The sequence below is a fragment of the Mesomycoplasma ovipneumoniae genome, from assembly GCF_035918255.1.
GTDB lineage: Bacteria > Bacillota_I > Bacilli_A > Mycoplasmatales > Metamycoplasmataceae > Mesomycoplasma > Mesomycoplasma ovipneumoniae_A.
Genome location: NZ_CP142136.1, coordinates 127,922 through 142,051, shown reverse-complemented (window position 1 = coordinate 142,051; position 14,130 = coordinate 127,922). Strand labels below are relative to the sequence as shown.

5 protein-coding genes are annotated in these 14,130 nt (G+C 26.4%); 2 read left to right on the top strand and 3 right to left on the bottom strand.

Features of this window, described 5'->3' with window-relative positions:
* Positions 1 to 128: 128 nt before the first annotated feature.
* Complete coding sequence (locus U3G01_RS00625; RefSeq protein ID WP_255031319.1) at positions 129 to 6,056, bottom strand: MGA_1079 family surface serine endopeptidase; 5,928 nt, start codon at positions 6,054 to 6,056, stop codon at positions 129 to 131.
* A 696-nt stretch (positions 6,057 to 6,752) separates the two neighbouring features.
* Between U3G01_RS00625 and U3G01_RS00620 the strand changes: the two genes are divergently transcribed.
* Both U3G01_RS00620 and U3G01_RS00615 read left to right on the top strand, forming a co-directional pair.
* Entirely contained in the window at positions 6,753 to 8,705 is a 1,953-nt protein-coding gene (locus tag U3G01_RS00620; RefSeq protein ID WP_255031318.1) for an ABC transporter ATP-binding protein, read from the top strand.
* A 1,043-nt stretch (positions 8,706 to 9,748) separates the two neighbouring features.
* Entirely contained in the window at positions 9,749 to 10,930 is a 1,182-nt protein-coding gene (locus tag U3G01_RS00615) for an IS3 family transposase (protein WP_326564828.1), read from the top strand.
* 158 nt (positions 10,931 to 11,088) lie between these two features.
* Here the strand turns inward: U3G01_RS00615 and aspS are convergent, their stop codons facing one another.
* Complete coding sequence (aspS, locus tag U3G01_RS00610) at positions 11,089 to 12,801, bottom strand: aspartate--tRNA ligase (protein ID WP_255030905.1); 1,713 nt, start codon at positions 12,799 to 12,801, stop codon at positions 11,089 to 11,091.
* Positions 12,794 to 14,080, bottom strand: coding sequence for a histidine--tRNA ligase (hisS, locus tag U3G01_RS00605; RefSeq protein ID WP_255030903.1), 1,287 nt, complete (start codon positions 14,078 to 14,080; stop codon positions 12,794 to 12,796). Before hisS ends, aspS begins: the two co-directional genes overlap by 8 nt.
* Positions 14,081 to 14,130 lie beyond the last annotated feature (50 nt).

Here is a 14,130-nt window from a genome sequence, read left to right as displayed (position 1 = left end):
CCTCATCAAACTGGGAAACTCGGAATTTTGAACTTTTTAGTTTTAATGTCAATAAAATCATCAAAAATAGAAAAATTTAAGCTAATAAACTAAATTAATAAACTATTTTTTGTGACTTTAAAATTAGTTTACTTGTCAAAATCCTTGAAAAATCAAGGAAGACTGTATTCAAGTGGATTTTGAGCATTAAGTCTCATTATCATAGCAGACAAACTAAATTTATTTTTTAATTCAAGCGGTTTTTCATTTTGTCAATTTATTCCAAAATAATTATGACTTGCTGTTGAATAATTCCAACTTTGTAAAAATGTAAGTGGTGAACCTGCATTAATTGTTGATATATACTCATCATTTAGTCCTAATACTCCAGTTCCGGAATTACCAGCATTAAAATATGTAGGAGTATAGCCTTTTTGGTTTGAAATAGAAATATTTTGTTCATTTGAATTGGCCCTATTAATTATGTAACCACTTTGTTTTGCATAAGGAAATCCGTTCATTCCAAAATGTTTAACATTTTGACCAAAAAATGTTAAATCTGATTGACCATTTGTATTTAATTTTAAGTTAGGTAATTTATATCAATTCAATAATCAGGCCGCTTTTTGGAACTCACCTTTTTCATAAGCTGCTTGAATTAAAGGTTTAATATCAACTATTAAAACAGTTATGTCAACAAATTTTGAATTTTTTCCATTTACATCGGGTTGTCTAGTGCCGGTTCAAACTAGTCAAGCAGGAACATCTTTGACTCTATTTTGTCCACCTCAATAACTATAACCGCCATCAATTGAATTAGAATAATATTTACTTCCAATAGCCATGTAACGACTTTTTGATAAAAATTTAGTTAAATCTTGACCAAGAAGAGAATTTAAATCAAAACTTCCGCCACCTTCGACATGATTATTTGTGATTATGTAAAATTTGCCATCATTTGGATCATCATTTACTTTTGCAAGCATAGTTGCACTTCCAAAAGTAAAACCAAACGTTCTAGATAATAAATTTTTTGCCAGTGGGAAATTTTTAGTATCCCAAGATTTATGTAAAAAATCTAAATCTTGTAAATATCCTTCATGTAATTTATAAGAAACATTTTGGTTTGGGTTATATTTTTCTAAATTGTAAGACTCTGAATTTGTGAAAAATGAAATTGGCTGTTCTTCATTAGTGTAGTCAATATTTTTATAATCAAATTGATTTGTTTTAGAGCCAAAATCTTCATTTTCAAGCGAGTTTGTGTATTCAATATGAACTCTTGCTCCGGCTTTATGTATAATAAAGGCTTTTTTTGGATCAAAAGTGTCAAATTTTGGGCTATTATAAAAGTCAAGACCTTTTTCAACATGATTAAGAACATTATCAACTATTAAACCAAGATCTGAATTATTTAGTCATAATTTAAATTCAATCCCTTTATTTTTGATATATTGAGCACTTAAATTGAAACTAAAATCTTCAAATTTTTTCCTTGAATCTTCAAAAAATACATTTTTGGTTTTTTCAGTAATTACTATTATTTGGCTACTTGCTAATTTTTCAAAGTCAAAACTAAAATCATAACCCCCTTTAATTAGTTTTTTTGTGATTAAGTCAGTTCCTCCACTAATTCGGGTAAGTCTTTGGGTATTTTGAACTAAAGCATTTGCAAATAATTGTAGTTTTATTTTCCGGTTTTTAGAATTATTCTTTAAAAATGTTTCAGAAAAATACTTTTCTTTTAATGTTCATTTAGCTGTTTTTGTAGAATCATCGTAATTTCAATATAAATCTTTATAATAAGGTTCAATTTCACGACTTCTAGTTACTTCATTTCCAGAATCAAATAAAGTAACTAATGGCTTTTGTGTGTCTAAATCTATATTGGTCTGAATATTTTGGCTATTTATATTTGTCAAAAAATATCAAGTCGATCCTTCAACAATATGTGGTCCTTTAACATATTTTAGACGGAAATATAATTTATTATTATGTTTTTTTGTCTCAAGAAATTGTAAATTTTCCTTTGATATTTTAAAATTATTATACTTAAGAGCTTCTTCTTTGATGTCAAAGAGATCTCAAAAATCGTTGTTATTTAGCACCTTTCTTGTAAGTGATCTATTATTTTTGACAACAAAATCAGAATATTTGATTCTATTTAGAATTATTTCAGGATAAAGTTTGTTTTTATAATCATTTTCTAAGTTTTGTAATTTTATGTCTTTCTTAGAACTATAACGGATATTTGTATTATTTTTGTTAATAAAACCAAGTTTAAAAGTCATTTCCCCTGGTTTATCGGTGGTTTTAACATCATAATAATAGACAAAATAATTCTTTAAAATTTTTGAAGTATCAAGTGAAACTTCAGGGTCAGTATTAAAAAATATTTGCTTTTCAACAATTATTGGTAATTTTTCACTATTTTGTACAGTTTTTTTGTCTTCACCTTCAAGTTTGACTTCTTTATTTATAAACTTATTTAAATTATTATCTTTAACAGTTTCATTCTTAGCTTTAATTTGAAGTAAATAGTTTAACTTTGATTCAGCTTTTTGTTCAACAATATCAGCCGGGTCAATTAGTCTATATTTTACGTGTTTCTGCTCTTTTTTATAAAATTCCCCGCTTACTCTACGATAATCAAAGTGGCGACTATTAATTTTATCAATTATTGCTTTATCGTCATTTCCAATCTGATTAGATTTTACAATTGGGCTGCCATTTTGTGTATAACCTGTTTGTTCTGGAATAGGCGAAAAATCTTCACTGGTGAAATTAGAACCATTTTTAGGCTTAATATCGCTATAAGTGGCTGGGAGTCAATTGGAAAAACTAATGGCTTTTTCAGCTTTGACCGCTTCAGAAGTTTTGATTCCTTCAACAATTAGCGGAAATTCTAGGCCGTTAAATTTGTATCAAAAGAAAATTTTTGCTTGACCTTTTAAAATGTCTGTAGAAATAACATCTTTTGCAAAAATTTCGAACTTACCGATTTTAGCAAATGTATAAAGATTGTTAAGTGAGTCAATTATTTCTGAATTCGTTTTTCCGGCTAGTGAAATTTGACCGTGAGTATAATCAATATCCTTAATTTTTGTGTTTTTAAATAATTTTTGACCAGTAGAATCGCTTAAAATTTCTTCAATTAGCGCTAAATCAGCTTTATCACGCTGTGATAAAAATGGTTTTAAGAAATCTTTAGGTGCGAGTTGTAGAATTTCTTCTCTAGTGTGTCTGTCATTTTTTATTAATAATTTTAGGTAAATACTTTGTGTGGTACTTGAGGTTAAAACTCTTCTTTTTTCATTTTCAACATCAAAAGTTGAAAATGAAATTGTGGCATTTTCAGGAATTTCGTAGCTAAAAAATTGTTGATCTTTTAAAATTTTATCAAAAATTTTATCAAGTTCAGCCTTGCTTAATTCATCTTGTTGCGTTGGGTTTTCTTGACCAATTTCGGAAACTTTTACAACTTTTGGGGCTTGTTCAAAAGTTTTAAATTTTTTATTTTTAGGGATTTCCCCTGTTTTTTGCAATGATTCTAAAGCTGGTTTTAATAAATATTTATAAAATCAATAACTACCAACCCCGCCGGCACCTGAAGGTTCTTCGAATTGCCAAAAATAAACTAATGGGTCTTTTGATCTAGTAAAATCATAATCAACATACTCAGGATCACTAAGGTAAGTTTGCTTATAAAAACTTGTGTTTTTAAAGTTTTGAGTATATCCAATTTTTACTGGCAAGTTGTCTTTTTCTTTGAAATTAACTTGTTTTTTGGATTTAACAGTGACTGTTTTAATAACTTGGTTATTAAATTTAATATCTAAATTTAAAGATATTTTATTATCATCGGAAAAGGTTAATTCAGGTTGGTCTGATAATGTAACATGAAAAAATTTTTCGATTCTTTGTTTTGATTGGGAAAAATTTTCTGAAATAAACTTTTTTACGCCCTGATTGTGGAAACTTTTTTTTTCAAAATCAAGGAACGAATTATAGTTAATATCAAAATAGTCATCAAGAAAATCTATATTTAATGAAGAGACTATCGCATTTAAGTCAACATTATCATTAGGAATTAAAAGTTGGGTGGATAAAATTGTTGAATCTGAGGGATTTTTTATTGAAGTCGCCTCATAATTAAGGATTAAAATATTTCTGTTGTTACTATCTAATGATAAGTCTAATAATTTGAAATTTATTTCATCATTTTGTGGTTTTTTTAACCAAAGATTCGCATTTTGAAGGTTAAAAGAAGCAGAAGTAAGATATTTTCTTATACTATGATGGTCAAGCCCTCGGTCATCAAGACTAATTTTTAGGGCATTTTGAGCTTGTTGTTTAAAATCTGATAAATTTTGTACAATTTTTGCTGGTGGTTTTTCTTGCACAATTTGGTCATTTTGCGCTTTTGAATCTAAAATTGTTTGAGAAAATGAAGCAACTAAATTAGCAAATTCATCAACAAATGCTGGTAAATTTTCATTAGTAATTTCATTGAGTCGGAGATTTTGGTCTAATTTTTGTTTAATTTTGTTATTTTTTTCTTCAAGTTCTTGCTTATTTGTTGTAGATGTATTTGAGTTTTTCAATAATAATTGAAAATTTTTAACTTCAACACTATACAAATCAAGCGAATCTGCTAATTTTAAAATATAGGAACCTATAAGTTTGATATCAGACACTAATTTTTTTGAATCTGCCAGTGTTTTAATATTAGAAACAAAATTTGGACTAAATTTGCTTGATAATAATTGATTTTCCAAACTTTTTTTAGCTTCATTTAGCTTTGCTTCACCATTAAGGCGTGCTGTTTCTTTTTTTACATTTTCATGGACTGTTAAAACATTAGATAAAAAATATTTTGTATTAGTGGAAATCTCATCGTTTAATACAAGCTTATTTTGTTCATCTAATAAATTTAAGGAACTCATTAAATTATCTAATTCTGTTTTATTTTCAGAATTTAAATAATTAGGATTATTTTCTAGTTTTATTTTTTCTGTTTTCAATGAAGATAGAAGCGATGCAACATGTTCTAATTCTGAAATAAATGTCTTAATTTGACTAATTTGTGATTCAGTAATTGAGTTATTTATTTTTTCTTTAAAATTATTTTGAACTGTTTGGGATAAATTTGCGGCATTCTCAACATCTGAAATAGCAGATTTCTTTAATTCTTGTAGTTTTTCGTTTTTTTCTGCTGACTTATTAACAATTTTTTCTAAATTAGTTTGGATATTTTTAAGATTTTGAATTGAATCAGTAACATTGTTGATTAAGCTACTAGAATTTATATTTGAATTAAAATTTGTGATTAAACTATTGAAAGCTTCATTGCTCTCAGTTGAATATTCATTTTTTATTGATTTAATTTGAGCAATAATATTTTCCAATATGAGTAAATTTGAGGTGAAATTTTCAATTTCTTCTTTATTATCATTTTTATATAAAGTGGTAATTTTGTCGTTAATTTGTGCACTTAAGGCTTTAAGATTAACAAGGTTTGCGTGTTTTAAAACCGTATTAAATCAACTAAAAGTTGAAAATTCCTGACTAAAAGTGTCATTGGTTTTAGTAATTTTCTCACTTAATTCACTTATTTTGGTTAAAAACTCATCAAATTTAGTTTCAAAATTAGATGAACTTAGAATTTTTTGATTAAATGATTCAATTTCACTTTTTAAATTATTGTATTTCTCCTCGTTAACACTAAAAGACTTATCAATTGTCTTAGATTTAAAATTCGACTCGAATTTTTGAAACAAATCTAATGTTGATAAGTATTGTTCTACAAATTGAGAAACTTTGGGCAAATATTCTGAATTTGAAAAATTTTGTGAGGAAATGTTTAAACTATCTTTTATTTTATTTTTAATAGCTTCAGGAAAATTAGGATACTGAAGAAAAAAATTATCTACCTGATTTTTTTGAAGACTTTGATTTGGGTCGATATAATTTTGAAATGAATTCGGGTTTGAGGTTGAGCAAGAGGCAACAACAAGCGAAACAATACCAACCCCAAATAAAAATATTGGATTGGTTTTTACTTTTTTTCTGTTCATAATTTTTCCTATTTCGTGAGAGTTTTAATTATGTAATTATATAACAAATAATTAAAAAACGTATATGTTTCAATTTTAATAAGTATATTAATTTATTTTTGAACAATCCTATTAAATTCTCATAGTACTTTGCATGTAGAATTAATCAATGTTGAACGGCAAAATTTTGAAAATGTGATATTATAAAAAATAAGTTCATTTATTGATTTGTATAACAATTAAAGACGTTAAAGTCACTTTTCATATAAAAGTCCGAGTTTTTATATGAGCTAAATTATTTTCACATTTTTTAAGATTAAATGTCAGAAAATATAAACAAAAGAAGCAATCAAAATCACTCAAAAAAAGCTAATTGCTAAATTTTTTATACTAATTTATTTTAGAGATAATTGATTTTTTTATTTTTTTAAATTTTTTTTCATTTAATAAATAAATCTATTTAAAAAACTAAAAATTTGCTATAATTTCATTACTAAAAAACAATAAGTAGTGAAAAGGAAAAGCTAAAATCTGGTTTAAAAGAGATTCATATTGATGAGAAAACAATACAGATAATACTGCAGATAAAATAAAACTATTTATTAATTCTTGAATTAGTGGTTATGCTAGTCCTTCTTTTGAATTTAATGAACATGACCTAAAAATATGAACTGCTTCTTATTAAATTATTTAATTCCGAACAAGAGGTTTATTTAGATGATAAAAATTCAAAATTTAACAAAAAAAATTGATGACAGATTTATTTTTAGTTCACTAAATCTTGAAATTCCTTCGAACAAAGTAACTTTTGTAGTTGGTGAATCAGGAATCGGTAAAACAACTCTTATTAATTTAATTGCCGGTTTTACAAAAAAAGATAGTGGAAACATTTCTTTTTTTGATGAAAATGGTTCTGAAATTAAAAAACCGTTAGTTGATGTTGTTTTTCAAGATTTTAATTTAATTGAAAAAATTACATCTAATGACAATATTTTGATAGGAAATAATGTAATAAATAAACTTTTAGACAAAAATGCATTAAATCAAAATGCAAATTTAATGTCGATAAAAACTGAACAACTTGAACAAAAAGTAAATAATTTATCTGGCGGCGAAAGGCAAAGAATTGCAATTTTACGCTCACTTTCACGCGATAGTAGTTTTATATTACTTGATGAACCAACAAGAAATTTAGATATTGAAAATGCAAAAATTGTATTTGAAAATTTAGCTAATATTTCCAAGAATAAAACTATTTTAGTAGTTAGTCATAACCTTGATTTAGCAAAAAAATATGCCGACAAAATTGTTTATATTGAAAAAAACAAAATTACTGAGGAAATTTTTGACAAAAATAGCCAAAATCAGTCCTTAATTGCTAAAAACAGTGATTTAAAATATCAAAAAACTGCTAAAAATTCAAAACTTTCGAAAATTAAACAGGAATTTAAAACAGGTTTTTTATTAACAATTACAGATTTTAAATCAAAACTTACTTCAAGTATTTTATTTATATTGCTTTTTTTAACCAGTTTTTTTGGGACATTATTATTTGGCGTCTTAAATTTAAATATTAGCAGCACTAATTTGCAAAACACGATTGAATATCAATTAGATTCGGTTGTAATAACCAAAAAACCAAATGGAGAAATAAGCACATTTTCTACTGATGAAATCACAAAACTTCAAGAAGATAACCCAAAAATTGTAAAAATTGTTCCTTTTTTTAGTTTTCCTAAGGTTACTTTCACTTATGGCGATAAGACAGAGTTTGATTCTTCTGTTGACTATATTGATGAAAGTGATTTTTTTAAAAACAGATTTATTTTTGACAACAAAAATTTAGTAGGCAGAAATATTCAAAACAAAGATGAAATAATAATTTCAAAATCGCTGGCAACAAAATTTAATATAGAAGAACCAAACAATCAAAAAATTAGTGTTCCTATTTTTCGAAACACAGCCGTAGATCTAAAAGTAGTTGGTATAAGTAGTTTGGCTACTTTAGATAGATTAAATTTTAGCTTTTTACATCATAAATTTTTTGAACTAGCAAAACCTATGCAAAAAAACAACGGGCCAAATGAAAATCTTGACAACAATAAGCCAGAAAAAATTGACCCATGAATATTGAAACTGTATTTTAATATTGATGATGATTTAGCTAATAATATTGAAAACTTTACTAAAAACAACAAAGAATTTGAAATCCAATCGTCTCTAGGTGGTATATCAAAATCAATATTAAATACACAATCATTTACAAATATAGTTATTGGTGCTATTTTAGTTTTATTTATTATAATTTTGCTAATTCAGACAGTCTTTTATGCTAAAAATCTGAGCGATTCAAAAATGAAATTAATTGGAATTCTTAAGGCATTAAGCGCTAAAACCTGACAAATTTTCTTTTACCATTGGCTAAATATTATTATAATTTCACTCTTTATTTTGTTTATTAATTCAGTTGTTTTTCTTCCGTCAATGGGAAAAATTTATACCGCAATAATTGGTCAAGATATTTTGCTGCCCTCACTAAACCAAGTTGGGACTTTACTTATAATAATATGACTGATAATGTTCGCGTCTATTTCGGTAATTTACCTAATAATTTCTTGACTAAGCTATCGTAAACCGGTAATTAAATTGCTAAAATTTGAGCAATTCTAATTTTTGGATTTTACCTTTATAGTTAAGACTAAATTTTATCTAAATTTGCAAAATCTCTTTGTTATTTATTATAAATTCCTAAAGATTTAAAGCTGTTCAAGGCTTAATTTTTTAGGAATTTTTGTGCTATTTTAAAGGTAAAAATTAGTTACTTTTTGCTTAAATCCTGAGTTTCCCAGTTTGATGCCAAAAATTCACTTTTTAGTGAATCTAAATATTAAAAAAATACCCGGAAATCCGGGTTTTTTCGACTAAAATCTTAATTTTTATTATTTTAAAATTAACCTTCTCCAAAAAAAAAAAAAAAAAATGCTTGGTCCAAGAAAAAATTATGTTATAATAAACCTCACTTAAGAATAATTAATAAATTTTGATATTGAATTAAGGAGGAATTAGTTATGTTTTTTGTCATACTAAAATAAGATAGTGCGAATTATCCATTATATTTTTAAATATGATGGAATGCCTTAAATTTACCGGTTTAGAAATCTACAAATTTATGGCTTTTGATTATTGTTCTTTCAAAACTTCACATGTTTTTTTAGGCTCAATTTAAATAAAAATGAGTTTTCTATTTGCATTGAGTTTAAATAGTAGTTTTATTTTTTTATGATTTTTGTTAGTGTTTTAAACTAAAAAAGTAGTTTAAAAATTTCATAATTTTGCTTTTTAAGTCAAAATTTTAGCTTTTTTAGTTTGTTTTATTTGATTAATAAGTAGATTTCTCTTTTCTGAGTGTTAGATTTAAAATTTAGTGTTTTTGCTTTGATTGTTATTTTTCTTGAGTTTGGCACTTTGATGGTATTCCTAGTGACCCGAATATTTGAAATAGGTATGATTTTTACTTTGATATCTTAATAAATCACTAATAAAAATTGTAATTAACTTTTGCCAAAAAAGTTAAAAAAGCACGGAAAACTAAACTAGGACAAAAAAAATTAACACTAAGGTGTTGGCTTTTTTGTTCGAGTTTAAGGAGAAAGCTAACACCCAAAGTGTTAGCTTTTTTTAAATTTTCAAATGCGATAAAAAGGAGAATACTAATGTCAAGACACTTTAAAAAAGACGAGTTTGATATGATTTATAAAATTTACAATGAATTTGGATTAAAAAAAACAATAAATTATATAAATGATATTTCGCCAGAAACAAATTTTATAACCAGAACACAACTACTTCGAAGAATCAAAAAAATTATTCGGTATTATAATAATGGTATGCAAGATCAATTATTAGATAAAAAAGGTGCGAACAGAAAGCCAGGGAGTGGCAAAAAACCTAAAAAACCAATTGAACCTGATTGAAACGAATTTACAAAAGAAGAATTAATAGTAATAGCTAAGAGATATTACGAAATCAATAAAAATAAATTAAAATCAGGAAAAATTAGTGAAGCCAAAACGCTAAGTATTCCCTATAGCAAATCTGCAAAAATTTTTAATGTATGCAGACAATCAGTGGCAAAATCTAAAACTAAAGTTATAAAAGTAAGGGAACACAAAAATGATGCAATAATTAAAAAATCCTTTCTTGATAACAAAGGTAGATATGGTCGCATAAGGTTGAGTGCTTATATTTCTATGAAATATAATATTGACATTAACGCTCGAAGTCTTGGAAGACATTTAAAAAGATTGAATTTAGTATGCAAAATTAGGAAAAAAAGAAGAAAGAGCGAAATTAAGAACACCAAATTCGCACTGCCGGATATTGTTAAACGCGATTACAATGATAAATTAAATAGAAATATTTTTGCTACTGATATTACATATATAAAAGCTCCCAGAGATGTTAAGGAAAACCATGTATTTTTGTCTGTAATAATTGAGCATAAAACTAAAAAAATCAGAGATTTTAAATTATCTGTAAGCAATGATCTTAATTTAGTTATGGATAATATAAAGACATTTAGGTCTATTGATAAAAATTTTGTTATTCATTCAGACCATGGATTTCAATACACTTCAAAAACCTATATTGACAAAATAAATAAAATGGGAGGAACTGTTTCATTGTCTCGCATAGGAAATTCTTTGGATAATAGGGAGGCTGAATACTGATTTTCGATTATAAAAAGTGAATGCTTAAACGAGTTAAACTACAGTAAAATAACTTTTGAAGATCTGAAAAAAATAATTGCAGATTATATATTTTGATACAACAACGATAGAATTCAATCGATTTTAAATTGAAAAACACCACAGCAATATGCTATGATGTTATAATAATATTAAACTGTTAATTTTTTTTGTCCTAGTTTAAACCCGATACTTTTTTAAATTACCTCATCAAACTGGGAAACTCCGCAAAAATTAGTTTCTTTTTGCTTAAATTAATATTCTAATTTGTACTATTTATTCAAAATTTGTCAACTTTTTAGAAATTATTCTTTATCTGTGTCGCTAATTTTGATATTGTATTCAGATAATAATTCAGGATTTATTGATGAAGGTGAATTTAGTAATAAGTCCAAACCTTTTGAATTTACTGGGAAAGCAATAACATCACGAATTGAGTTCGTTTGTAATAAAATCATAATTAGACGGTCAAGACCAAAAGCAAAGCCTCCATGAGGTGGAACTCCAAAATTAAAAGCTTTTAAAAGACTGCCAAATTGAAGGTTGATTTGATCTTGATTAAGACCTAAAATTCTAAAAATTTTGCTTTGTAATTCAGAATTATTAATTCTTATTGAACCTGAGCCAAGTTCAAAACCATTAAGCACAAGATCATAAGATTGAGCACGAACTTTTATAGGATCAATATCTAAAAATTCAATATTTTCAGCAACAGGTGCCGTAAATGGGTGGTGAGCGGAAGTTATTTGCTGATTTGAATCAAGCTCAAAAAGCGGTCAGTTAATAATTCAGGCAAATTTAAATTCATTTTTATTAATAATAAGGTTGTATTTTTGTGCTAATAAATTTCGTAGAGCCCCAAGAGCTAATGATGTTTCTTGATAATTATCAGAAATTAAAAATAAAGTTCCATTTTGATAATTATTGTCTAATAGTCAACTTTCAAGCTTAGATTTCAAGGCGGATTCATCAGTTTTAAAAGAAAAATACGAAATTTTTCCAGATTCAATGTGAATATACAAAAGTCTGTTTGCGTTATGTTGTCTTATTTTTTCAGAAAAAATTCGGTAATCTACTTTTGAAATTAAAACATTTTCAAGAAAAATACCGCGCGTTTTGCCTTGGAAAAGTGGGTCTTGACCATCAAGAAAATCAAGAGAAAATAATTTATTTTCAAATCGCAAATCAGGCTTATCGGTTCCATATTTGTCAATTACAAAATCATAATCAAGCTGTGGAAATTCAATTTCTGAATTAGAGTAAATTTTTTCTCACAAATATTTTATAAGGTTTTCAATTTGATTGGAGATTTGCTCAAAATTACTAAAGCCAAATTCTAGATCTAGTTGACAAAATTCAAATTGGCGGTCTTTTCTTAAATCCTCATCACGAAAAACACGGGCAAATTGGAAGTATTTTTCAAATCCAGAAACCATTAAAAGTTGCTTATAAATTTGAGGTGACTGCGGTAAGGCAAAGAATTTTCCTTTTTGTCGAGTAGGAACTAAAAAAGATCTCGCTCCTTCAGGTGTTGATTTTGACAAAATCGGGGTTTCAATTTCGATAAAATTATTCTCAAAAAGGAAAGAGCGAATATAGTGAAAAACTCTATAACGAAAAGTCAAATTTTTCTGCATTACTTCTCGGCGTAAATCTAAAAATCGGTATTCCAAACGTAAATCTTCATTAGCATGAGCCTCGTTATGAATTTCAAACGGAATTGGCTGTGAAAATGAAAGTGTTTCAAAATTTATTGCATTTATTTCAAGATCACCATTATGAATTTTTGTATTTGGATTGCTTCTTAAGGATAAAATACCCTCAACACGAACAACAGATTCTTTTGAGTATTTATCAGTTTTTTTGGTATTTTGGTCAATAATTACTTGAAAAATTCCGTGATAGTCACGGATTACCACAAAGGTTTTATTTTTAATTTTACGAATATTTTGGACTCAACCTTGAATTGAAACTATATTACCAATTTGATCTTTGGATAAATTTTTTGAATTATACATGAGTTTCTCCGTCTATAATTGTTCTTAAAAATTTAAAATCAATATTTAAAAGTGAAATGACTTTATTAATAGATGTTTGCAGATTTTTAATTGATATTTGGCCAGGTTGTTCATCTTTTTCAAAGAAAAAAGCAAATTTTGCGCCTGATTTTTTTGCTTTTTGGAATCCATCTTTAATTGATAGGGGCGATTTATTTAAATCAACTTGAAAATTTTGCTCGCGAAGTAAAATTGCGAGTTCAAAGTTTTTAAGGATTTCATCTTGACTAAACCCGATTAAATAAAAATCTAAATTTGTTAATTTAATGGGGCAATTAGATTTGAAAATTTCTATTAGACGCTCAATTCCAAAGGCAACCCCGATACTTTTAAAATTAGGCATACCAAATTTTTGTGGTAAATTATTATAACAACCTCCACCAGCAAAAGTTAATTTTGAACCTAGAATTTTGCCATTATCAATAAATTCAAAAACAAATTCATCATAATAATCAAGTCCTCGAACTAAAGAATAATCAATCACGTAATTAATTTTAAATTTTTCAAAAATTGAAATTATTGAATTGAAATTTTTTTTGTCTTCAACTGATCAAAAATCGTTTATTTTTGGGGATGATTTAACAAAATCTTTAGAGGATTCTACTTTGTCATCAAGAATTCTCAAAGGGTTATTTTTAAGACGTGATTTAGAAATAGGTTCAAGTTTATCAATATATTTTTCAAAATATTGAGTTAAAGCTTTGCAATATTCTTGTCTTGTTTGTGAGTTTGAAAGGTAATTAATTTTAAGTTGGTAGTTTTGAATTTTAAGATTTTCAAGAATTTTAGTAACTAAAAGAATAACTTCTAAAATCTGTAGAAAAAATGAATCTGGTTTATAATTAGTAATTTCAAATCCGGCTTGGTAAAACTGACGAAAACGTCCTTTTTGTGGTTTTTCATAGCGAAACATTGGACCAAAATAAAAAAATTTTTTTTCAACTTGGTGTAATTTATGCTGTCAAATTGCCCGCATGATTGGCGCAGTTCCCTCGGGTCTCAAAGCTAATTGTCGATTTGATTTATCTAAAAATTTATAGAGTTCCTTGGTTACAATATCTGAAATTTGACTAGTTTTTTCGAAAATTTCTGCATGTTCAAAAATTGGTGTTTCAATATATGAGAAATTAAATTTTCTAGCATATTCAAAAAAAATATTACGGATTTTTAGGAATATTTCACTTTCTTGCTCGACAATATCATAAGTACCCTTAGGACTTGAATTTAAGAATGTTTTCATTTTTACCTTTAATTTTAAACATAGAAAATTTTAACAAAATAAAAACCAAA